This window comes from Nocardiopsis tropica (assembly GCF_042660575.1).
GTDB classification, from domain to species: Bacteria; Actinomycetota; Actinomycetes; order Streptosporangiales; family Streptosporangiaceae; genus Nocardiopsis; species Nocardiopsis tropica.
On sequence record NZ_JBHSUF010000023.1, the window covers coordinates 18516 to 41927 of the forward strand.

Genomic DNA, 23412 nt, shown 5'->3' on the forward strand with positions numbered 1-23412 from the left:
CGCCTACAGCGCGCGGCCGTGCCCTCCCCCGACCGGTCCGAGGGTGCGGCGTATGCGCGCCACCATGCGGGGGTCGGCCAGCAGCTCGTCCACGAGCACCGGCTCCCCCTCGGCACTGGTGAGCGGGATGCGCCAGTTCGGGTACTCGGTGGTGGTGCCGGGCTGGTTCTGCATCCGCCGCTCCCCCACCACGTCGGTCAGCGCCACCCCGATCATGCGGGCCGGGGTCGCCACCAGGTAGGCGTGCATGGCCGCCACCACCGCGGCCGGGTCGGCCACGGGGTCCACGTCCTCGTCGAGCAGGCCCAGGTCCACCAGCAGCCGCCGCCAGCGCTCGACCCGGGCCTCCGCCCCGGCCCGCTCCTCCTCCACCGGCCGTCCGAGGAGGCCGAGCCGGTCGCGCAGCTCCACGTGCTCGGCGGAGAGGAACGACGCCACCGGGGGCAGGTCGTGCGTGGCCACCGTGGCGAGGCAGTCGGCGCGCCAGTCCCCGGGCCGGCGCGGCTCCCCGTCGCCGTCCTGCTCGGACCACAGGACGGACGTGCCCAGCACGCCGCGGTCGGCGAGGTGGTCCCGCACCCACGGTTCGACGGTGCCCAGGTCCTCCCCGACGACGACGGCGTCCGCCAGGTGCGCGGCCAGGACGAGCGTTCCCACCATGCCCTCGTGGTCGAACCTGAGGTAGGTGCCCTGGTCGGCGGAGGCGCCCTCGGGCACGCACCACAGCCGGAACATGCCCATGACGTGGTCCATCCGGACCCCGCCCGCGTGGCGCAGGGCCTGGTCGAGGATCTGCCGGAACGGCCCGTAGCCGCGTTCGGCGAGCCGCACCGGGTTCCAGGGCGGCCCGCCCCGGTCCTGGCCCAGCCGGTTGAACTCGTCCGGCGGCGCACCGACGCGCAGCCCGGGGACCAGGGCGTCGCCGTACATCCACGCGTCCGCTCCACCCGCCTGCACGCCGATGGCCAGGTCGTGCACGATGCCGACGCCCATCCCGCCGGCCCTGGCCGTGGCCTGGGCCTGGGCGAGCTGCTCGTCGAGGACCCACTGGAGCCAGCGGTGGAACTCCACGGCGGGCCAGCGGCGCAGGGCCTCCGCGCCCACGGCGCGGGAGCCCGCGTCGCGCAGGTCCCCGGGCCAGGCCCGGTAGTCGCTCCCGTACTCCTCCGCCAGCGCCGACCAGGTCGCGAACTCGACGAGGGGGCGCCCCTCGCGTTCGAGGTAGGCGCGTAGGGCCGCCTCCCGTCCGGGGGCGCGGGGGACCTCGAAGAGCACCTCCAGTGCGGTGCGCTTGGCCTTCCAGACCTCGTCGCGGTCGAGCAGGTCCGCGGTCCGGCCCCGCTCGCGCAGGGGGCGGGCCAGGCGCTGGACCCCCTCCCTCCGGGCTGGGTCGAGCCGGGCGTACTCGGGGACGTCCTCCACCCGGATGTAGAGGGGGCTGGCGTAGCGGCGGCTGACCGGCAGGTAGGGCGAGGGCTCGACCGGCGGCAGCGGCTCGGTGGCGTGCACCGGGTTGACCAGGGTGAAGTCGGCGCCCAGGTCGCGGGCGCTCCAGTCGGCGAGCTCGGCCAGGTCGCGCAGGTCCCCGGTCCCCCAGGAAGCGCGGGACCTGACGCTGTAGATCTGTGCCATGACCCCCCACAGCCGGGGGTGGTCCCTCAGCGCGCCGGGGTCGAGCCGGTCGGGGACGACGAGCAGGGGCGCGTCGTGCTCGACGCCGCCGTCCGTGACGCGGAGCACGTGGGAGCCGAGCGGCAGGCCGGGGTCGAAGGGCAGCAGGGAGCCGTCGGCGGTCTCGACGACGCCGCGCGCGCTGCCCGGGAGCACCAGGTCGGGCGCCTTCCCCTCGCGGACGACGACCGCCGGGGGCAGCAGCCCGCGAGGCGCGGCGGCGTCGGGCGCCTCCGGGTCCACCCCCAGGGCCCGCAGTACATGGCGGATGGTGTCGGGGCCGACCGGGACCCGCCGTCCCCGCCAGTCCTCGTAGCTCGTCGCGACCCCGTACTGCTCGGCCACGCGGGCCAGCTGAACGTCCCTCACAGAACCCGATCATGCCCTACCCGGCGCTTCGTACACCGGAGGCCGTCCCGGCGTGGGGCCAGAACGTGTCCGCGGCCCGGGTCGGCGGACACGGCGCGACGAGACTCCGCGCAACGTGACGGCACCGGCCCTGAGCAGGACGCTTATCGAATGGCCCAAAGGGCGATACGTCTGCATAATCGTGGTGTGCTCGCTAACTACCGGCGGCTCTTCGCCGTGCCCCACGTCCTGTCCCTCCTCTCCTGGTCCCTGGCCGCCCGCTTCTACACCCCGGGCCTGATGATCGCGGTCACGTTCCTGGTCGAGGGCTGGACGGGCTCCTACACCCTCGCGGGGCTGGTGGCGGGCGCCTTCACGCTCGGCATGGCCCTCGTGGGGCCGCTGCGCGGGCGCATGGCGGACCGGGGAGGGACCGACCGGCTGGTGCTGGTGTGCGGCCTGGTGTTCAGCGTGGGACTCGTGGCGCTGGCCCTGCTCCCGGGGTCGCTGTGGTGGCTGTCGCTCCCGCTGTCCCTGGTGACGGGGTTGTTCGGCACGCCCGCCAACCAGATCGTGCGGGCCCTGTGGCCGCGCCTGACGCGCGGGCCCGAGAGGCAGGCCGTCTACGCGGCCGAGGCGACCACCCAGGAGCTGCTCTTCATCTTCTCCCCCGTGCTCATCGCCGGCGTGGTGGCGGCGGCCGGTCCGCGCTGGGCGCTGTTCCTCCTCGCCGCGCTGGGCTTCCTCGGCTCCGTGGGCTTCGCGTGGTCGCTGCGCAGGGCCGGGGTGACCGGCCCCGCCCCCGCCGAAACGGACGGGGGCGGGGCGGCGGAGGACACGGGCTCCCGCAGGAGCCTGCTGTTCCACCCCGCCCTGTGCGCGGTCTTCGCGATGTGCCTGCTCATGGTCTCCGGCGTCATCGGCATGGACCTGGTCATCGTGGCCTGGGCCAACGAGCTCGACGCCCCCCAGTACGTGATGGTGATGGCCTCGGTCTGGGCTGCGGGGTCGCTCGTGGGCGGCGTGGTCGCGGGGGCCCTGCGCGGGCGTCCCCGACTGGCGCTGCGCAGCTTCGCGGCGGCCTTCGGACTGGCGATCCTGATCCCCTTCGTGCCGCCGGTCACGCACCTGCCCAGCCCGCTGTTCATCACGCCGCTGCTCTTCGTGTCCGGGCTGGCCCTCGCGCCGACCCTGGCGGCGGTGATGGGGCGCGTCGGGGACATGGCGCCGTCCCACCGCAGGGCGGAGGCCTTCGGCTGGACGGCCACGGCGATGGGGACCGGCGGCGCCATCGCCGGCCCGCTCAGCGGTGCGCTGATCGACGGCAACGGCATCGTCGGCGGCGTGATCGGCGCGGCGGGCCTGGTCATGGTCGCCGCGGTGCTCAGCCTGTTCCTGCCCCGGCCCGCCCCCGGGTCGGACGACGGCCCGTCGGCGGCCGAGGTCGCCCCCGTGCTGGACGCGCCCCCGGTCCACGGGGCGGCCCCGGGCGCCGGGGCCGCGGCCGCCCCGCACGACGGGCGCCGCTGACACCGCGTCGCGCGCTCAGCCGTTCCAGCCCGGCGGGACCCGGTGGGCCCAGGGCCTGGCCCGCTCGAGCTGGGCCGACAGCGCCAGCAGAACGCCCTCGCCGCCCATCCGGCCGGTGAGCATGGAACCGATCGGCAGGCCGTCCGCCGTCCGGTGCAGGGGGACATTCACCGAGGGCTGGCCCGAGACGTTGTACACCGATGTGAACGGGGTGAAGGCGGTCATCCTCCCGAACTCCTCCTCCGGCCCGTCCGCGGAGAAGTGGCCCAGCGGGACCGGGGGCAGTGCCAGGGTGGGCGTGAGCACCGCGTCGTAGGGAGCGGTCGCCGCGGCCAGGGAGCGGACCCCGCGCTGGAGCCGGGCGCAGGCCGCGATGTAGACGGGGACCGGCGTGGACCGGGCCCGCTCGCGCAGCCAGCGGTTGAGGGGGCCGAGTTCCCCCTCCCGTTCGGGGGGTACCGGGGACGCCGAGGCCATGGCGGCCCACACCACCTGGAAGTCGTCGGCGAAGGCGCCCCCGAAGTGGGCGTCGCCGGGCTCGGGAACCTCCTCGACGTCGTGGCCGAGGTCCTCCAGCAGGCGGACCGCCTCCCCGTGGGCGGCCAGGACCTCCGGGTGGACGGGGATGCCCGAGGACCCCGTGGAAGAGTAGGCGCCGATGCGCAGGCGGCCCGGATCGCGGTCCACGTGGTCGGTGAACGGCCCGTCCGCCGGCGGAGCGGGGTAGAGGTCCCCCGGCCGGGAGAACGCCATGGCGTCCAGGAGGAGCGCGGCGTCCCGGACGCCGCGGGTGAGGGGGCCCGCGGTGGACAGGCCCAGGAGGTCGGGTTTGAACGGCGCCCCCGAGATCCGGCCCCTGGTGGGCTTGAGCCCGAAGAGCCCGCAGGCCGAGGCCGGGATGCGGATCGAGCCGCCGCCGTCGCTGCCCTGCGCGGCCGGGGCCAGACCCGCGGCGACGGCCGCGGCTGCGCCGCCGCTGGAGCCTCCGGGCGAGAGGTCGGTGTTCCACGGGTTGCGGGCGGGCGGCGCGACGTCGTTCTCCGTGTAGCAGCTGGAGCCGAACTCGGGGGTGTTGGTCTTCCCCACCATGACGGTGCCGGCCGCGCGGAGCCTCGCGACCAGGTCCGAGTCGGCGGGCGCCACGGTGTCGCGGTGGACGGCGGAACCCTGCGTGAAGCGGACCCCGGCGACGGGGTCGAGGTCCTTGACGGGGAGGGGGACGCCGAGGAGCGGCGGGAGGGTGTCCGGCGTGTCGCCCATCTGACGCTTCTCCGCGTACCGGGCTTGTTCTAGCGCCATTTCTGACGCGACCGTAATGTACGCGCCATAGTGCGGTTCGTACCGTTCGATCCGGTGCAGATAGTGCTCAGTTATCTCAGGAGGGGACAGTTCGCGACTGCGGACCATCGCCGCGAGCCGGTGCGCCGGAAGGTCGTGGATCTGGGTCATGCCGACCCAGATTAGTGGGCACTACACCGGGCACCACGAAGGAGGACGACAGTTCTCCAGAGAGATCGACGAACCCCTGACCATTCCCTGGTCCGGTGCATTCGACACCTGTCGACACCGAACCGTAAGGGAACAAAAGTGTGAGAAGTAATGCACTAGGACTCGGATATGGATCCAACTAACCTGTCCGACGTGGAATCGGCAACCAGAGCGAACGACCAGGGCCAAGCCCCCCGGGAAGCGGCGAAGGAGGGGCCCGAAGCCCTCTTCTTCCCCAATCAGCGCAAGAACAAGGAAGCCTCCGGCACCAGAGCCGTGTACGGCGCCCTCAAGGAGAACCAGTCCGCGCGCAAGTGGATCGTCCGCGGGGGCTCCGCGACCGCGGTCACCGTGGTCTTCGGGCTCCTCACCTCCGACTGGCGCCTCGGCGCCACGCTCGGACTCCTGACCCTGGTCGGCACGATGGTGTACTACTCCCGGCGCGAGTCGGAGATTCCCCATTGGCGCAAGCCCTCGGCCGCGCAGCGGCGCACCGAGGTCCAGCTCAAGGTCATGAAGCAGCTCGGCTACCGGGTGCTCCACGCCCGCGCCGTACCGGGCGGCAACGGCCAGATCGACCACTTCATCGTGGGCCGGCGCGGAGCCTTCGCGATCGACTCCGAGTCGTGGGACAAGCGCCTCCCGCTGCGCAACAAGCTGGAGAAGCTCTACCACGGCAGGTTCAGCAAGAACGAGCGCATCGACGAGGCGCTGGAGGAGGCCAAACGGGCGGAGGAGCTGATCAGCACCGAGCTCGGGCGCGAGATCAAGGTGCGTGCCTCGCTGGCCATCTACGGCCCCGGCATGCCCTGGGACAGCCACCGGCTGCGGGGCGTGGACATCATCACCGGAACGAAGGTCCGCAAGTGGCTGCGCAGCGGCCGGGACCGACTGACGGAGACCGAGATCGAGGAGATCTACAGGGCCGCGGAGAAGGCCCTGCCCCCCCGGTACTGAGCGGGGGCGCCTCCCCTCGGCGCCCCGGCACCCCTGACGCCGTACGGGCCCGGGACCGACCACGACGCCGTGGCGCCCGGGCCTCCCGTGTGCCCGGACCCGCGCCCGCGGAGCCGCTCCCCCTGCTCCGGACCCGACCGCTCCGGCCTCCCTCCCGCCCGCGGGACCAGGATCGTCTCACGATCCGGAATACGAGTCTTCCACTCCGAGACCGAAGCCGCTCTCACGAGGGACTACCATCGAGGGGAAACACCCGTAACGATGGGAGCCCACCCCATGCCAGTCCTACGCTCACGCACGGTCACTCACGGCAGGAACATGGCAGGCGCGCGTGCACTCATGCGCGCGACCGGCGTGGAGCGCGAGGACTTCGGCAAGCCCATCGTGGCCGTGGCCAACAGCTTCACCGAGTTCGTGCCCGGCCACGTCCACCTGCGCGAGGTCGCGGACGTGGTCGCCAAGGCGATCCGCGAGGCGGGCGGCGTGCCCCGCGAGTTCAACTCCATCGCCGTGGACGACGGCATCGCCATGGGCCACGGCGGCATGCTGTACTCGCTGCCCAGCCGCGAGCTGATCGCCGACTCCCTCGAGTACATGGTCAACGCCCACTGCGCCGACGCCCTGGTGTGCGTGTCCAACTGCGACAAGATCACCCCCGGCATGCTGCTGGCCGCGCTGCGCCTCAACATCCCGACGGTGTTCGTCTCCGGCGGTCCCATGGAGGCCGGCAAGGTCACGGTCGTCAACGGCACCGCCACGACCGTCCGCAAGCTCGACCTGATCAACCCCATGATCGCCGCCGCCGACGAGAGCGTCTCCCAGGCGGAGCTGGACGAGCTGGAGGAGGCCGCCTGCCCCACCTGCGGCTCCTGCTCCGGCATGTTCACCGCCAACTCGATGAACTGCCTCACCGAGGCGATGGGCCTGGCCCTGCCCGGCAACGGCACCGTGCTCGCCACCCACACCGCGCGCCGCGCCCTGTACGAGGACGCCGGACGCCTGGTCGTGGAGGCCGCCAAGCGCTACTACGAGGACGACGACGAGTCCGTCCTGCCCCTGTCCATCGCCACCCCCGCGGCCTTCGGCAACGCGATGGCCCTGGACGTGGCCATGGGCGGCTCCACCAACACGATCCTGCACCTGCTGGCCGCGGCCACCGAGGCCCGCGTCGGATTCGGCCTGGACGAGATCGACGCCGTCTCACGGCGGGTCCCGTGCCTGTGCAAGGTCGCGCCCAACACCGAGAAGTACCACATCGAGGACGTCCACCGGGCGGGCGGCATCCCCTCCATCCTGGGCGAACTCGCCCGCGGCGGGCTGCTCGACACCTCCCTGCCCACGGTGCACGGCAAGACCGTCGGCGAGTTCATCGCCGAGTGGGACATCACCTCCGACACCGTCCTGCCGGAGGCGGTGGAGCTGTTCCACGCCGCCCCCGGGGGCCGGCGCACCACCAAGGCGTACTCCCAGGACACCCGGTGGGACACCCTGGACACCGACCGGGAGAACGGCTGCATCCGCTCCGTCGAGCACGCCTACACCAAGGACGGCGGCCTGGCCGTGCTGTTCGGCAACCTCGCCCCGGACGGCGCCATCGTCAAGACGGCGGGTGTGGAGGAGGAGCTGTGGACCTTCTCCGGCCCCGCCAAGGTGTTCGAGTCCCAGGAGGACGCCGTCGACGGCATCCTCAACAAGCGGATCGTGCCCGGTGACGTGGTGGTCATCCGCTACGAGGGCCCCAAGGGCGGCCCCGGCATGCAGGAGATGCTGTACCCGACGAGCTTCCTCAAGGGACGCGGCCTGGGCAAGGCCTGCGCCCTGATCACGGACGGCCGCTTCTCCGGCGGCACGTCGGGCCTGTCCATCGGCCACGCCTCCCCCGAGGCGGCCGCGGGCGGGGACATCGCCCTGGTCGAGGACGGCGACACCGTGACGATCGACATCCCCAACCGGGGCATCACCCTGGAGGTCTCCGACGAGGAGCTCGCCACCCGGCGCGAGCGCCTGCTCAAGGAGCTGGGCCGGTTCCGGCCGCGTGACCGTCAGCGGCCGGTGACGGCCGCGCTGCGCGCCTACGCGGCGATGGCCACCTCGGCCTCGACCGGCGCGGCGCGCGACGTGTCCCAGATCGAGGGGTAGGGGCCGGACCCGGTCCGGGAGCAGTGCGCAGGGGCGGTCCCGTCGGGGCCGCCCCTGCTCGCGCGGCCCTGTCCGCGTCGTCGCTGCGGGCGGACCCGGTCGCCGTCGGCCCCGCGGGCGCGGGGCCGGCGCGTGCGGGCTCAGGAGCAGCAACCGCCCCCGCAGCAGCCCCCGCCCCCGGACGGCGCGGGGGCGGAGGCGCGCCCGCCCACCGCCACGGTGGACAGCAGCCGCACGGTGTCGCCGTGCCCCACGGGGCAGGGGGCCGGGTCGCCCGCCTCTGCCATCGGACGGGAGAGCTCGAAGGTGTCACCGCACTCGCGGCAGCGGAAGTCGTATCTCGGCATGCCGCCAGAATACGGCCGCCGCGCCCTCACGTCACCGCCCGCCCCTTCGCCGGGCGGGCGCCTTCGGGCACCGCTGCGGGACGGGCCCCCACCGCGCGGGACCGGCGGGGGCGCGCCCGGAGGCGCCCCGGGGACGCACGGCCGCCCCCCGGGCGCCCGTGGGGGCCGCGCCGGAGGGCGGAAGGGCGGCGGGGGCCGGGTGGGACGCCCGGTTCCGGCCCCGCCGGACCGCTGGAGCCCGTTGGCCGGCCCGTGCGTCCGGCCGGGCGCCTACGCCGCGAGGTGGGCCATGTACGGCTCCCACTGGGGGTCGCCGTGCAGGTCACCGTTGATCAGCCGCCAGTGGGGTCCCTTGGGCACCTTGGGGGTGATGTGCAGCTCCCAGCCGAGCTCGTCCAGGAACTTGTCCGCCTTGCGGTGGTTGCACGGCTTGCAGGCCGCGACCACGTTCTCCCACACGTGCGCGCCGCCGCGGCTGCGCGGGATGACGTGGTCGATGGTCTCGGCCTTCTTCCCGCAGTAGCCGCACACGTGCCGGTCCCGTCTCATCAGCGCCACCCGGGTGAGGGGCACCCTGCGACTGTACGGAACGCTGATGTAGCGCCTGAGCCGGATGACCGACGGCACGTCGTAGGAGCGCGTCGCCGAGTGCAGCACCGTCCCCGTGTCGTCCTGGTGGACGACTTCGGCCTTCTCCCGCAGGACGAGGAGAATCGCCCTGCGCAGGGGCAGTGTCGTCAGTGGTTCGAAGCTGGCGTTGAGCAGCAGCACGTGGCGGCGGGCGGTCCCTGTGCCACCCTCCCGGCTGCTTGGGGCGCTCATCGCGTCGCCCCGGTCGCGGTGAACGACCGTGTCTCTTCCCCGGCCAGCCGTTCGGCCAGCCAGGAGACCTCCCTGTGCACCGATCCGAGGATCGGTGTTTCCGTACGCCTTGCCACACGGACCTCCCGGTGGTCCCGCCGAGTTGCGTCCCGCATTCAGTTTGCGTGTTCGGACCGCCCCGGCGCCACCCCAATTTACGCCGGGCCGCACAGAAACCGCGTGTTGACGCTTTTCGTGGTCCTATTGTGCGCCCGACAAACCACGTTTCATCCTGACGCCGCGCCGAACACCCAGTGGTTGATAGCGGTGGATAGAGTGCGAAGTATGCGTGAACTCCGCTACCCCCCGGCCGAACGGCTCGACGTCACAGAGAACCTGCACGGCCACGAGGTCGGCGACCCCTACAGGTGGTTGGAGGACTGCGGATCCACCGCCACGAAGGCGTGGGCGGCGGCCCAGGACGCCCTGTACACCGAGGCCTCCGAGCGCTACACCGCTCGCGAGCGGTTCGCCGACCGGATCCGGTCCCTCCTCGGCGCGGGAGCCGTCGGGGCCCCCGTCTGGCGCGGCGACCGCAGCTTCTTCGTCCGCCGGACCGCCGAGCAGGAGCACGCGGTGCTCTACGTCCGCGACGGCGACGGCCCCGAGCGCGTCCTGGTCGACCCCGGCGCGCTCGACCCCGGGGGCCTGACCACCCTGGACGCGTGGAAGCCCGGCCCCGACGGGCGCCTGCTCGCCTACCAGCTCTCCGAGGGCGGGGACGAGGAGTCCGTCCTGCGGGTCGTGGACGTCGACAGCGGCGACCTGGTGGACGGCCCTGTGGACCGGGCCCGCTACAGCCCGATCGCGTGGCTGCCGGACTCCTCCGCCTTCTACTACGTGCGGCGGCTGCCCCCGGAGGAGGTCCCCGACGGCGAGGAGGCCTACCACCGGCGCGTCTACCTGCACCGGCTGGGGCGCCCGGCCGAGGAGGACGTCCTCGTCTTCGGCTCCGGCAGGGACAAGACGGAGTACTTCAGCCCCTCCGTGAGCCGGGACGGCCGCTGGCTGATCCTCCAGGCGGTCCGGGGGACCTCCTCGGCCACCGACATGTGGATCGCCGACCTGTCCGACGGGGACCTGGAGCGGCCCCGCCTGGTGCCCGTCCAGGAGGGTGTCGACGCCGACCTGGAGGGGCACGTGGGCCGGGACGGGCGCCTGTACCTGCGGACGGACCGGGACGCCCCGCGCGGGCGCGTGTGCGTGACCGATCCGGCCGACCCCCGCTACGAGAACTGGACCACCCTGGTCCCCGAGGAGCCCGAGGCGGTGCTGGAGGACTACGCCGTCCTGGACGGCCCCGCCCTCGAACGCCCCGAACTCCTGGTCTCCCACAGCCGCCACGCGATCAGCGAGGTCACCCAGCGCGACCTGCTCACCGGGGAGCTCCTCGGCGTCGTGGACATGCCCGGGCTGGGCACGGTCGGCGGCCTCTCGGAACGCCCCGAGGGAGGCCAGGAGGCCTGGTTCGGCTACACCGACAACACCCACCCGTCCTCGGTGTACCGCTACGACGCGCTCGCCGGGCGGGTGTCCGTGTGGGCCGACGCCCCGGGGGACATCGACCTTCCGGACGTGAACGTCGAACAGGTCACCTACACGTCCGGCGACGGCACGCCCGTGCGCATGCTCGTCGTGTCGCCCTCGGCTCCCGCCGAGGGCCCGCGGCCCACCATCCTCTATGGGTACGGGGGCTTCCGGATCTCCCTCACGCCCGCCTACTCCGCGGTGGCCCTGGCCTGGGCCCGCGCGGGCGGCGTGTACGCCGTCGCCAACCTGCGCGGCGGCCTGGAGGAGGGCGAGGAGTGGCACCGCTCGGGGATGCTGGCCCGCAAGCAGAACGTCTTCGACGACTGCGCGGCCGCGGCCGAGCACCTGATCGCCACCGGGGTCACCGCCCCGGACCGGCTGGCCGTGATGGGCGGCAGCAACGGCGGGCTGCTGGTCGGCGCCATGGTCACCCAGCGGCCGGACCTGTTCGCGGCCGCGGTCTGCTCCGCGCCCCTCCTGGACATGGTCCGCTACGAGAGGTTCGGCCTCGGCCAGCTGTGGAACGTCGAGTACGGCACCGCGGACGACCCCGAGCAGCTCGGATGGCTCCTGGGCTACTCGCCCTACCACAACGTCCGCGAAGGCACCCGCTACCCGGCCACCCTGTTCACCGTGTTCGACAACGACACGCGCGTGGACCCCCTTCACGCCCGCAAACTGTGCGCGGCGCTGCAGGACGCCACGTCCGCCCCTGCGGAGGAACGGCCCGTCCTGCTGCGCAGGGAGGCCGAGGTCGGCCACAGCTCGCGGTCGGTGAGCCGCAGTGTGTCACTGAACTCCGAGCAGCTGGCCTTCCTCGCCCACCACCTGGGCCTCTCCGCGGACTGACGTCCTCCTCCCGCGGGTCCGGGAGAGCAACGACACAGGAATCGGACACCCGGGGAGGGGTCCCGCCCCGGGGGGCGTTGAGACAATCGGAGGAGTCGTACGCCCCCCGGGGAGAGCAGCACGAGAGGACCCAGACGTGACACAGATCGACGCCGGAGCCGTCGGCACCGGGTCGGCCCCCGCGCGGCACGTGCACCTCGCACAGGTCCGCTACGCCGACCTCGACCCGCAGCACCACGTGAACAACGTCCGGATGCTCACCTACCTGGAGGACGCCCGGGTCTCGTTCCTGCGCTACGGCGGCGCGGTCGAGGGCGACGAGGTGTTCGGTGCCATGGTCGTGGCCCGCCAGGAGGCGGACTACGTGGCCCCCCTGCTCCCCCGGACCGACCCGGTGCGCGTGGAGCTGTGGGTGACCGAGGTGCGCAACGCCAGTTTCACCCTCGCCTACGAGATCCTGGACGACGACCGCGTGTACCTGCGCGCGAAGACCGTGCTGGTGGGCTTCGACGTGGCCACGCAGAGCGCCCGCCGGCTCGACGCCACCGAGCGCGCCTTCCTCGCCGCCTACGCCTAGGACGTGTTCCGCGGGTCGTTCCGGGCCCGCATCCGCGGGGCCGCCTCCCACCGTGCCGACCGCGCTCGGACAGCCGACCCCGGGCCGACCCTCGCCACTCGTCCTGCGAGAGACGGCCCGGCGACCGCTCGCGGCGATCGGCGCGAGCGCCGAGCCCGCCGAAGGCACCCGCGGACCACGCCCTAGTCCCGGTCCGCGGCGCCGTCCGCGATGCGGTACAGCACGTTCGGGCGCAGGGGCCCCTCGGGCGCCCGCGGATCGTCGAAGTCGCCCTCCGGGTCCCGGGTCATGCCGATCCTGCGCATCACCGCCTGTGAGCGGATGTTCGTGACCGTGGCCACGGCGAGGATCTCGGGGAGGGCGAGGGTGTCGAAGCCGTAGGCCAGTACCGCCAGCGCGGCCTCGGTGGCATAGCCGCGCCCCCAGGCCGGCCGGGCGAGCCTCCAGCCGATCTCCGTCCCGCCGAAGGGCAGGCCGTCCTCCACCCGGTCCAGGCCCGCGGACCCGACGAAGTCGCCCGTGTCCCGCTCCTCGACCGCCCACCAGCCGTAGCCCCGCAGGTCGAACCCGTCCCGGAAGCGGGCGACGGAGGCATCGCTCTGATCGCGGGTCAGCGGCTCACCCAGGTGCTCCCGGACCTCGGGGTCGGCGTTCACGGCCGCCCAGGGTTCGAGGTCGCGCTCCTGCCAGCGCCGGAGGATCAGGCGGTCGGTACGCAGTTCGGTCCGGCTGACCCACGCGGTCCCTGGCCTCAAGGCAGCACCCTCTTCTCCGGTCCGACTCCGCCGAGCGGGGAGTCCTCACGGCCCGAGCACGGGCCGGACGCGCCGGCGCCGGGCCCGTGCGTCCGGGGCTCCGTCCGACGGGCTCCCGGCCGGTGCGTCCGGGCTCCCCCTACTTCAGGGAGATGGTAACGGCATCGCCGTCGTCGCCCTCGTCATCCGAGGCCACCGACACGCGTGTCGGACGGGGGACCTCCGGGGGGACGGCGTCCTCCTGGACGTTGACCATGCTGTGCGCGGCCATGACCATGTACTCCCACAGCTGGCGCTCCAACGCCTCGTGCAGGTCGAGGGAGTCCACGGCGGCGCGCATGTGCTTGAGCCACAGGTCGCGCTCGGCGGCGCCGATGCGGAACGGAACGTGCCGCATCCGCAGGCGGGGGTGGCCGCGCTGCTCGTTGTAGGTGCGCGGGCCGCCCCAGTACTGGATGAGGAACAGGCGCAGGCGCTCCTCGGCCGGGCCGAGGTCCTCCTCCGGATACATGGGGCGGAGCACAGGGTCGTCGGCCACGCCCTCGTAGAAGCGGCGAACCAGGCGGGTGAAGGTCTCCTCACCGCCCACGGCCTCGTAGAACGTCATTCGCACGGGCTGCTCGCCCACGCTCTGCTGGTCATCACGCGCGGAAGTCATCGGGTCCAGGGTACGCGACGTTGCACGGACCCCCCATGGGTCCCGGCGCCGGGGAATATCCGCGCGTGCGCCGCTGCGGGAACGCCCGCGGGGGCACCGGTCGTCCGGTGCCCCCGCGGGCGCGTGCCAGGTCCCGCGAGGCTAGTCGCGGGTGAGCTTGCGGTGGGTCACCGCGTGCGGACGCGCGGCGTCCGGGCCCAGGCGCTCGATCTTGTTCTTCTCGTAGGACTCGAAGTTGCCCTCGAACCAGAACCAGTTGGCGTCGCCCTCCCACGCGAGGATGTGCGTGGCGACGCGGTCGAGGAACCAGCGGTCGTGGGACGTGATCACGGCGCAGCCGGGGAAGTCCAGCAGCGCGTTCTCCAGGGAGCCGAGGGTCTCCACGTCCAGGTCGTTCGTGGGCTCGTCCAGGAGCAGCAGGTTGCCGCCCTGCTTGAGGGTGAGCGCCAGGTTGACCCGGTTGCGCTCGCCGCCCGAGAGCACCCCGGACTGCTTCTGCTGGTCGGAGCCCTTGAAGCCGAAGGCGGCGACGTAGGCGCGGCTCGGGATCTCGACCTTGCCGACCGTGATGAACGTTTCGCCGTCGGAGATGGTCTCCCACACGTTCTTGCTGTCGTCGATGCGGCCCCGGTACTGGTCGACGTAGGAGATCTCCACAGTGTCGCCGACGGTGATCTTGCCCTGGTCGGGGGTCTCCTCGCCGACGATCATCTTGAACAGGGTCGTCTTGCCGACACCGTTGGGGCCGATGACGCCGACGATGCCGTTGGGCGGCAGGGAGAAGCTGAGGTTCTCGATGAGGACGCGGTCGTCGAAGCCCTTGGTGAGGTTCTTGACCTCGACCACGGTGTTGCCCAGGCGCGGACCCGGCGGGATCTGGATCTCCTCGAAGTCCAGCTTGCGGGTCTTGTCGGCCTCCGCCGCCATCTCCTCGTAGCGGGCCAGACGGGACTTGCTCTTGGTCTGGCGGGCCTTGGCGTTGGAGCGGACCCACTCCAGCTCGTCCTTGAGGCGCTTGGCCTTCTTGGCGTCCTTCTGCCCCTCGACCTTCAGGCGGGCCTGCTTGGTCTCCAGGTAGGTGGAGTAGTTGCCTTCGTAGGGGTAGAACTGGCCGCGGTCCAGCTCCAGGATCCACGTGGCGACGTGGTCGAGGAAGTACCTGTCGTGTGTGATCGCGATGATGGTGCCGGGGTACTTGGCCAGGTGCTGCTCCAACCAGTTCACGCTCTCGGCGTCGAGGTGGTTGGTGGGCTCGTCGAGCAGGAGGAGGTCGGGCTGTTCGAGGAGGAGCTTGCACAGGGCGACCCGGCGCTTCTCACCACCCGAGAGCTGGGTGACGGAGGCGTCCCCGGGCGGGCAGCGCAGGGCGTCCATCGCCTGCTCCAGCTGGCTGTCCAGGTCCCAGGCGTTGCGGTGGTCGAGCTGCTCCTGGAGCTTGCCCATCTCCTCGAGCAGGTCGTCGGAGTAGTCCGTCGCCATCTGCTCGGCGATCTCGTTGAAGCGGGTCAGCATCGCCTTGGTCTCGGCGACACCGTCCTCGACGTTCTCCAGGACCGTCTTGTCCGCGTCGAGCCGGGGCTCCTGCGCGAGCAGCCCGACGCTGAACCCGGGCATGAGACGCGCCTCGCCGTTGGACGGCTGTTCGATGCCGGCCATGATCTTCAGAAGCGTCGACTTACCCGAACCGTTGGGGCCCACGACGCCGATCTTGGCTCCGGGCAGGAACGACCCCGAAACGTTGTCAAGGACGACCTTGTCGCCGTGCGCTTTGCGCACGTTGTTCATGGTGAAAATGTACTCCGGCATGCCTCCAAGCCTAGGGCGTCGCAGCCCATGCCCCCGCCATCGGAGCGCACCCGGGGGCCCGGCGGGGACGGAGTCCGGCGCCGGCCCGGGCCCGTCCCCACCGGACCCGCGCGGCGGCCGTGGCGCTGCGCCCCGGGTCACCCCCTCCGGTCGCCGCCGGCCCCTGCGGTCAGTCCTGTGCCGGGTCCCTCCCCCGGCTCAACCAGCGGGGCGTGAACTCCCGCCAGCGCTCCACCGGCAGCCCCCAGGCCAGGGCCCGGCTCATGAGCACCGCCATGGAGTAGCCGGGATCGGTGGTGAGGGCGACGTCCAGCGCCGCCGCCGCGAGCGCCTCGTCACCGCGCTGCCACGCGGCGACGGCGAGCAGGGAGGCGGGGGCGGCCCTGAGCTCCGAGGGCAGGCAGCGGGTGGCCCGGCTCCACAGCGCCTGGTGGACGGGGGCCGCCTCGGCGGTGATCCTCGCCCACACCTCGTCCCGCACGCCGGTCCCGGTCAGGTGCACGCCCAGCCGGGCCAGTCCGTCCGGGTCGGTGACCGCCCGCCCCGCGTGCTCGGCCCGGACCGCAGCCAGGACCTCGGTGAGGCCGCGGTCGGAGGGACCGCCGCCCTCCGCCCGCGCGGCGCGGGTCCGCGCACGGTCCGCGGCGGCCTCCATCGCGGCCCGCTCCTCCCCGCGGACGGGGGCGAGGAGCGCGCGTATCCGGGCGATGTCGGCCATGGTCGCGTGGAACGGCGGCGCGGGGACGATCCCGTGCAGGACCGCGCTCGCCGGGACAGTGGACCCGTCGACGTTGACGACCGTGCCCTCGGCCGGGCAGCACCCGGCCGATCCGCAGGTGTAGGACCAGTACCGGCCGCCGGTGACCCGGATGGCGTCGACGACCGCGAGGCCGTGTGTCCGGGCGGCGGCGAGGAGGGCGTCGACGTAGGGGGTCACCCGCCCGGGCGGCCCGTACGCCACGACGGCCAGGGCCGTGCAGCCCTCGGAGGCCGCCGCGGCGGCGGGGGCCGCGGCCCGCCCCGCCGGGTCGGGGGCGCCGTCCATCCTGTCCAGGTCGCCGCAGTACACGGAGTGCACGCCGCGGTCCCTGATGGCGAGGACCACGATCCCGGGGTCGGGCGGCTCCCCCACCAGGTACGGGAGGGTGGCGATGATGTCGGTCGGGTTGGTCAGCGTGAGGGCGCCGGGGGAGGCGCCCGGTGTGGGGGGTCCGCCGGGCGGTCGCGGCCGGGGCGCCGGGTCCGTCGGGCCCGGCCCCCCGCGGGGGGAGCCGGGTGCGGCCGGGGAGCCGGGGTGCCCCAGCCGGTCCGGCCGCTCCGTCCGGTCCGGCCGCTCCGTCCGGTCGGGCGAACGGGCGGGGTCCTGGGGGTCCTGGGGGTCGCGCGGGTAGTGCGGCTGGTCGGGGTGCATATCTTCACGGTGCGTGATCATCCTGTTCCGGACAAGGGGCTTCCGGAGCCTGTGGACGACCGCGCGTTCTCCGTGGGGCCGCGGTTCAGGAGACCTCTCTGGGATCGGTGGGTTCCGCGGGCCCGCCGCGGTCGGTCAGCTCCGCCTCGCGCGGGCCGGGGATCGTGCCGCCGGCGCCGGGGCGCCCCGCCGGCAGGCACACGCGGTTGCGGCCGGTCTCCTTGGCCCGGTAGAGCGCGAGATCGGCCGCGGTGAGCAGTTCGACCAGGTCGTTGCCGTGGTCGCCGATGACCGCCACCCCGATCGAGATGGTGATGCGCACCGGGACGCCGTCGACCGCGATCTCCATGCCCCCGACCTGCGTGCGCAGGCGTTCGGCCGCGCGCCAGGCCTCGGTGGTGTCGGACCCGGGCAGCAGCACCACGAACTCCTCGCCGCCGAACCTCCCGAGCAGGTCGGACTGGCGCAGCTGCTGGGCGATGGTGGTGGCCACCCCCAGGAGGACCTGGTCCCCGAACAGGTGGCCGTGGCTGTCGTTGACCCGCTTGAAGTGGTCGATGTCGACGATGAGCACGGCGGCGCGCCCCCGGGAGGAGCGGGCCCTGGCGATCTCGATCGACGCCTCCTGCTCCCAGGTGGGCGCGTTGAGGAGCCCCGTCTTGGGGTCGGTCCGCGCGGCCATCTGCAACTGCTGGTAGAGGAGGCTGCGCTGGAGGAGGAGGACCGGCGGGACCGCGATGACCAGGAGGAAGAGGGACAGCTGGGCGAGGATGGCGACCGTGACGCCGACACATAATTCGACGGCGTCCACGATGAGCGCCTCGCGGTCCCACATGGGGCGCAGGCTGTTGCCCGGGCCGCTGCTGATCCTCGCGGCCAGGGCGACGAGGAGGGTGTTGAGGACGGTGAACCCCGCGCAGCACAGTACCGCCACGAGCACGCCGGGCCCCGTGGTGAGGGGCTCGCCGGACTCGACGACGCCGCCCAGGCCGCCGACGAGGTCGTCCCCCCACACGCCGTGCCAGACCACCGACACCAGGAACCCCGAGAGCCCCACCGAGGTCGCGTTGAACACCCGGCGGTGCACCAGGGTGCGCCTCGTGCGCTGCTGGACCATCAGGTACACGGGGATGGGGATGAGCAGGGAGTACACCGGCGGGAGGAGGAGCACGACCGGGAACCACCAGGCTCCCAGCAGGTCGCGGTTGAACCCGGCGGGCGTGGGCGTGCCCAGCCGGCGGCTCCCCTCGACCGAGATCGCCGCGCCGGCGACCAGCGCGGTGAAGGTGACCAGGTCCTTCAGTGAGAACACGGTCAGGGCGAACGCCACCCCGAACAGGAACAGCGCGGCGACCAGGAGCAGGCACATGTAGACGATCAGGCCCTGGGGCTCCTGGAGGACCGGCCACGAGGACCGGCCCCCGGGGGCACGGCCGACCGGCGCCGCCGGTTTCTCCGAGATGCTCACGGCTCCCGCCTCCCTTCTGTGTCACGCTCTGCCATTCATCCCCCACACCCGACTCTGATGGGTCCGCCGCCTCCTGCGGTTCTCCGTTCGACGGGATGGATTCGCCCCGCGTTCCCCTACCATGCCACTCGGTGACGACGGCCGGGTAGCCGAACGCCCGAAGTCCGCTCGCCGGACGGGCCCACTCGACACCCCAACACTTTACATCACTTTGGGTAATAACTTAATCGCTTATTGTATCGAGAGTCGCGAGGCCCCCCGTTCCGGGGTGTGCGGAGACCCAGGGGGGTTGGTCGTGCACCGGTTCTGGGGCATTCTTCTGTGGGGCGCGGCGTCAGCCGCTCCGGCACGGACCGCCGACCTCCCGGGGGCCCGGCCGATTCCGCCTCGGCAGCACTCGACACGAAGGAGCACTCACCATGGCGATCGACGGCGCGAGCTGGGTCTGATACCCACGCCTACGCAACACACCCGGGGGCGGGCGGCATGATGCCGCCCGCCCCCGGGCCCCTGGTCCGGCGGACGGACGCGGTCGCGCGCCGACCGCGCCGTCGCCGGCCGTCCGCTCAGGTCCCGGTCGCCGCCACGGCCACCTCGTAGGCGGAGCGGAACGCCCTGTACCGCGCCAGCTCGGCCTCCATCGGCTCCACCACCCGCAGCGCGGTGATCTCCCGGACCCGGCCCAGGGCCTTGCGCTCCACGTCCTCGCGGCGCTGGACCGCCGCCACCTCGACGAGGTTGCCGCAGCCCACCCCGGTCAGCCAGCCGACCAGCAGCGCCGCGACCGCCAGCGCGCCCGAGTAGGCGGCGAAGACCGGGTCGTCGAACATCGCCAGGCCGGTGATGCCGCCGCCGAGCCGGCTGAGCACGGAGACGACCGTCCAGGCCAGACCGATGCCGACCGCCGTGAGCAGGGCGAACTGCGCGGTGCGGGCGAGCTTCCACCACCCGGGGCTCAGCTCCGGGTCGCCGACGGCCGCCGAGACGGCCTCCCCCAGCTCGGCCGGGAGTTCGGGCACCGCGCTGCGCGCGGCGGTGCGCATACGGCGCCGCCAGGGCGCCGGCATGCCCTCGGAGACGGTGTCGGCCGCCTCCCCGAGGACGGTCTCCAACTCGGCCACGTGCGCGTCGACGGGGCCCCGGACGCCGTTCTCGCTGTCGCGGCGCAGGAAGTCGAGCTGCACGGCGGCCAGGGGGTCCTTGCGGAGCCTGGCCGCGCGGCGCGCCACGGGCCAACCGACCTTGCGCTTGCCGCGCCTGACGTCGTTGGTCTCGGTGACGTCGGCGACGGCGGTCACCCCCGCGGCGCCGGCCAGCCCCTCCTGGATCCGGGTCCGCACGTCGGCGGGGACCGTCTCGGGGACGTCCCCCTCGCCGTGGAAGTCGGCGAAGGGCTCGACGACCTGGTCGAGGTCGGCGACCAGGCGGTCCACCAGCGCGCGGCGCTCGCGCACCGTCTCCGCGAGGAACTCGCGCACGTCGCGGATGCCCTGGCCGGTGAGCGTGGACGTGGTGATGACGCGCGGGTGCACGCCGGACTCCGACTCCAGCAGGCGGCGCAGGTCGGTGAGCAGCTCCTCCAGCTCGTCGGGCTCCACCTTGTCCACCTGGTTGAGGACGGCGACGGTGACCGCCCCGTGGCCGGCCATCCTGGCCAGGTAGCGGTGGTGGACGGCGGCGTCGGCGTACTTCTGCGGGTCCAGGACCCACACCAGCAGGTCGACCGAGCCGATCAGCCGGTCGGCCTCGGCGGTGTGCATGCTGCGCACGGAGTCGTGGTCGGGCAGGTCGAGCAGGACCAGCCCGGTCAGCTCGGAGTTGCCGGCGTCCAGGACGCTGGAGCGCGAGTGCCGGTAGCGGTTGGGGACGCCCAGCCAGCTCAGGAGGGCGTCGGCCCCCTCGTGCCCCCACACGCAGGCGTGCGCCTTGGAGGTGGTGGGCCGGGTGACCCCGGTCTGCGAGAGTTCGAGTCCGCACAGGGCGTTGAACAAGGAGGACTTGCCGCTGCCGGTGCCGCCGGCGAGCGCGACGACGGTGTGCTCGGCGGAAAGCCTCAGCCGGGCTCCGGCGTGGTCGAGCAGCTGGGCGGCCCGGGCGGTGATCTCCTGGGGCAGGTCGCCCTGACCCAGCTCGGTCAGCGTGGACAGGGCGTCCAGGCGCTCGATGAGCTCGGCCCTGCTCGTCGACGGGGTGGTCTCCCACTCGTCGTGGGTGGTGGGGCGGTACTCCTCCTCGTCCTCCTCCCCGGCGCCGCCGTCCGCCGGCTCGGACGCGGTGTCGGGGCCGATCGCGCGGAAGGCGCCGGAGACCGCCGAGGGCCCGGGGACGCGGCGCGGCAGCGGTTCGGGCTCCTCCGGCTCCGGTGCGCCGGACACGTCCGCGGAGGGCGTGCCGCCGTCCGCCGCGGCGCCGTCCTCCCGGTCGGCGGGCGTCCCGGCGCCGGGGGGCTCCTGCGGCTCCGCGCCGCGGCGGGCGCGGGCGGGTTCGCCGGTCCCGCCGCCGGAGCCCGCGCGCTGTCCCACGATCGGGAAGGCGCCGGTGGTGCGCCCGGCGATACGGGTGTCGTCGGCGGCCTCGGCGAGGCTCCCCACCCACCCGGCGAGCCCGTCGGGGTCCTCCGGGGTGATGTCGTCCGGGTCGGCGGCGGGCGCCTCCCCCGCCGGCCGGGCGCTCCTGCCGGACCGGGGGGGACCGTCCCCCCCGGGCGCGGCGGAGTGCCTGGCGTGCCGCCCCGAGCGCCGCGGAGGCGCCTCCTGGGGGCCGGGCCCGGCCTGGGCCCCGCCTCCCTCGTCCGGCGCGCTCCCGGCGCGCTCGGGGGCCTCCCTCGGCGCGGCGGCGCCGGACGGGTCCGGGTAGCCGGTGATGCCGTCGTAGGAGGGTTCCTCCGTGCCGTCCTCCGAGGGGTCGGCGTGCTCGGGGTGCTCGGGAACGGGCATGGTGTACCCGCGCCACGGCCCGCCTCCGGACCGCACCGGTTCGTCCTGCGGGGCGTGCCCGCGGGCGCCGGGGCCGGGGTGCCCGCTCTCGCGGTCCTCGGCCTCGGCGCGGCCGTCGGCCGCGCCGTAGTCCCCTTGCGCCTGCGCGGGGTTCCACTGAGTCGTCATCGTGCTATCTCAAGGTTGTACGTGGCCTGATAGAGCTGGACGGCGCTGTCCTCGGACGGGATCCCGGCCGACGCGAGCGCGCTGTCGAAGGGCACTCGCTCGCGATCGAGCAGCCCGAGGACGCGCCTGCGCAGGTTGTCCCGTGCGGTTTCGCCAATGCTTCGCAGTGACTGGGCGCCGAACAGCCCCTTGAGCAGGCGCTGCGGAGAGGGGCCGGAGGTGTCGGCCGCGTGTGCGCCGCCTCCGGATCGGGACCGCTCGTAGCCGAGCAGGTCGATGATCAGGACCAGGGCGACGATGTCGCGGTCGAAGGTGACGAACCGGGCCACGGAGCGCTTGGTGGCACCGCTGACCGTGGTCATCTCGGCCACGTCGTCCTGCCACTCGGCGATCTCCTGGCGGATCTGCTGTGACAGCAGGCCGGTGCCGGGCTGGTCCAGGGCCTTGCCCGCGAGGTCCCCGCCGCCGGGCACCTCGCGCCACTTCTGTTCGATCTCGTCGGAGGCGTGCTCGCAGGCGGAGACCACCGCGGCCTCCAGCGCGTCGCGGAGCGCGCGCTCCAGGGCGCTCACCCGCTGGCCGCGCTCGGCCTGCTCGGCGCGGCCGCTCCGGCGGGTGCGCCTGCCGCGCATGCGCAGGCTCTTGGCCAGCTCGCCGCTCGCGGCGACCTCCTGCCAGCGGGCGAGCAGCGACCCGCGCAGGAGGGACCCGTCGACCAGGCTCGTGTCCACGCGGCGGTGGGCGCCCGCGTAGGCGTCGTCCACCACCGTGGAGAGCGTGCGCCCGGTCTCGATCTGGGCCTCCACCTGGCGCGCGAGTTCGGGCACGCGCGTGCGGAAGCTGTCGATGACGCCGATGAACGTGCGCCGGGAGACCCGGTCCCGCTGCTCGGCCTCCCCCGCCACCTCCGCGAGGTAGTCGCGGATGTGGTCGGCGACGTTGGCGGTGAAGCGCTCCCCCTTGACCTGGTCGGTCTCGGGGATCGCGAACCTGGCGGCGTTGCCCAGCCCGTTGGCCTCCAGCATCGCCCCGAAGTGGTCGAGGAGCCGGCGGCGGCCTCGGCGCGGCACCCGGGAGAGCACGACGGCCAGCGAGGTGTCGCGGTCGCGTGCCACCTGGAGGAACTCCCACACACGGGCGTCCGCGTAGCGGGTGCTCGTGGTGACGAACACCCACAGGTCCGCGGCGTCCAGGAACTTGGCGGCGAACTCGTGGTGGGCGGCGACGGCGGAGTCGACGTCGGGGGTGTCCAGCAGGGCCACCCCCGGGGGCATGGCCTCGGTGGCGGCGAGCACCAGCATGCCGTCCTTGCCCGGCATCGCCAGGCCCTGCTGGCGCACACGCGGCAGGGACGGGATGAACGAGGCCTCGCTGAACCAGTCGACGTCGGCGGGGTTGCAGGCCAGGACCGGGCTGTTGGTGGTCGGGCGGCGCACGCCGGTGGTGGTGACCTGTTCGCCGACGAGGCTGTTGACCAGGGTCGACTTGCCCGCACCGGTGGATCCCGCGACCGCGATCAGCAGGGGGATGTCGGGGCGGCGGACCCGGGGCAGGACGTAGTCGGACAGCTGGGCGAGGACGTCGGCCTGGAGGGTGCGGCCCTCCTCGGCGTTGGGCAGCCCCTCGGCGAACTCCAGGTCGCGGATCTGCTTGCGCAGCTCTTCCAGGACCTGGTCGAAACGGTTGTCGTCGGGTGCGGGGGCCCGGTGCTTGGCCGGGCCCGCGGCAACGGGGACCGTGGGGCCTCTGCGTGCCTCGGCGATGCCCTGGGGGTCCGCCCCGGGCACGGCCGCGGAACCCTCGGCGGTCTGGTCTGAGGTGGCGGCCGGTCCGGTTCCGAACCGGTCCGAGGCACCGTCACCCGTGGTGTCCGGTGCGGCCGACGGCCGGGTCATGATCGGTATGCCCTCCTC

Annotated in this window: 16 protein-coding genes; 5 read left to right on the top strand and 11 right to left on the bottom strand. The window is 73.4% G+C overall.

Going from position 1 to position 23412, the window contains the following annotated elements:
- Window positions 1-3: 3 nt before the first annotated feature.
- On the bottom strand, window positions 4-2040 hold the full coding sequence (gene malQ, locus ACFQBR_RS28360) for a 4-alpha-glucanotransferase (RefSeq protein WP_344184337.1): 2037 nt from the start codon (window positions 2038-2040) through the stop codon (window positions 4-6).
- Window positions 2041-2226: 186 nt separating this feature from the next.
- On the opposite strand from malQ, the gene ACFQBR_RS28365 reads away from it, so the two are divergent.
- Window positions 2227-3549 (top strand): MFS transporter, encoded by a 1323-nt coding sequence (locus ACFQBR_RS28365; RefSeq protein ID WP_344184338.1) that lies wholly within the window; start codon window positions 2227-2229, stop codon window positions 3547-3549.
- A 15-nt stretch (window positions 3550-3564) separates the two neighbouring features.
- On the opposite strand, the gene ACFQBR_RS28370 is transcribed toward ACFQBR_RS28365, so the two are convergent.
- On the bottom strand, window positions 3565-4998 hold the full coding sequence (locus ACFQBR_RS28370) for an amidase (protein WP_344184339.1): 1434 nt from the start codon (window positions 4996-4998) through the stop codon (window positions 3565-3567).
- 192 nt (window positions 4999-5190) lie between these two features.
- On the opposite strand from ACFQBR_RS28370, the gene ACFQBR_RS28375 reads away from it, so the two are divergent.
- Both ACFQBR_RS28375 and ilvD read left to right on the top strand, forming a co-directional pair.
- Entirely contained in the window at window positions 5191-5994 is an 804-nt protein-coding gene (locus ACFQBR_RS28375; RefSeq protein ID WP_355014119.1) for a nuclease-related domain-containing protein, read from the top strand.
- A gap of 276 nt (window positions 5995-6270) precedes the next feature.
- Window positions 6271-8133 carry a dihydroxy-acid dehydratase gene (gene ilvD, locus ACFQBR_RS28380; protein ID WP_267948572.1) on the top strand — a complete coding sequence of 621 codons (1863 nt, stop codon included), beginning with the start codon at window positions 6271-6273 and terminating at the stop codon, window positions 8131-8133.
- 140 nt (window positions 8134-8273) lie between these two features.
- On the opposite strand, the gene ACFQBR_RS28385 is transcribed toward ilvD, so the two are convergent.
- Together ACFQBR_RS28385 and ACFQBR_RS28390 are read right to left on the bottom strand one after the other, a co-directional pair.
- Entirely contained in the window at window positions 8274-8480 is a 207-nt protein-coding gene (locus tag ACFQBR_RS28385; RefSeq protein WP_267948571.1) for an FmdB family zinc ribbon protein, read from the bottom strand.
- Window positions 8481-8750: 270 nt separating this feature from the next.
- On the bottom strand, window positions 8751-9251 hold the full coding sequence (locus ACFQBR_RS28390) for an HNH endonuclease (protein ID WP_267950275.1): 501 nt from the start codon (window positions 9249-9251) through the stop codon (window positions 8751-8753).
- Between the two features lie 375 nt (window positions 9252-9626).
- On the opposite strand from ACFQBR_RS28390, the gene ACFQBR_RS28395 reads away from it, so the two are divergent.
- Both ACFQBR_RS28395 and ACFQBR_RS28400 read left to right on the top strand, forming a co-directional pair.
- Window positions 9627-11720, top strand: coding sequence for a prolyl oligopeptidase family serine peptidase (locus ACFQBR_RS28395; RefSeq protein WP_344184341.1), 2094 nt, complete (start codon window positions 9627-9629; stop codon window positions 11718-11720).
- Window positions 11721-11856: 136 nt separating this feature from the next.
- Window positions 11857-12297, top strand: a complete 441-nt coding sequence (locus tag ACFQBR_RS28400; RefSeq protein ID WP_267948569.1) for an acyl-CoA thioesterase — start codon at window positions 11857-11859, stop codon at window positions 12295-12297.
- 182 nt (window positions 12298-12479) lie between these two features.
- Here the strand turns inward: ACFQBR_RS28400 and ACFQBR_RS28405 are convergent, their stop codons facing one another.
- The 7 genes from ACFQBR_RS28405 to ACFQBR_RS28435 form a co-directional block, all read right to left on the bottom strand.
- Complete coding sequence (locus ACFQBR_RS28405; protein ID WP_267948568.1) at window positions 12480-13052, bottom strand: GNAT family N-acetyltransferase; 573 nt, start codon at window positions 13050-13052, stop codon at window positions 12480-12482.
- 139 nt (window positions 13053-13191) lie between these two features.
- On the bottom strand, window positions 13192-13710 hold the full coding sequence (locus ACFQBR_RS28410; RefSeq protein WP_267948567.1) for a globin: 519 nt from the start codon (window positions 13708-13710) through the stop codon (window positions 13192-13194).
- Between the two features lie 141 nt (window positions 13711-13851).
- Complete coding sequence (gene ettA / locus ACFQBR_RS28415; RefSeq protein ID WP_344184342.1) at window positions 13852-15516, bottom strand: energy-dependent translational throttle protein EttA; 1665 nt, start codon at window positions 15514-15516, stop codon at window positions 13852-13854.
- Window positions 15517-15685: 169 nt separating this feature from the next.
- Window positions 15686-16927, bottom strand: a complete 1242-nt coding sequence (locus ACFQBR_RS28420) for a DUF4192 domain-containing protein (protein ID WP_344184343.1) — start codon at window positions 16925-16927, stop codon at window positions 15686-15688.
- A gap of 85 nt (window positions 16928-17012) precedes the next feature.
- On the bottom strand, window positions 17013-18395 hold the full coding sequence (locus tag ACFQBR_RS28425; protein ID WP_267948564.1) for a GGDEF domain-containing protein: 1383 nt from the start codon (window positions 18393-18395) through the stop codon (window positions 17013-17015).
- 566 nt (window positions 18396-18961) lie between these two features.
- The gene (locus ACFQBR_RS28430; protein WP_378554886.1) at window positions 18962-21499 is read right to left on the bottom strand and encodes a GTPase; all 2538 of its coding nucleotides are present in this window, start codon (window positions 21497-21499) and stop codon (window positions 18962-18964) included.
- Window positions 21496-23394, bottom strand: coding sequence for a dynamin family protein (locus ACFQBR_RS28435; protein WP_344181143.1), 1899 nt, complete (start codon window positions 23392-23394; stop codon window positions 21496-21498). The genes ACFQBR_RS28430 and ACFQBR_RS28435 overlap by 4 nt, the downstream gene beginning before the upstream one ends.
- Window positions 23395-23412: the final 18 nt, after the last annotated feature.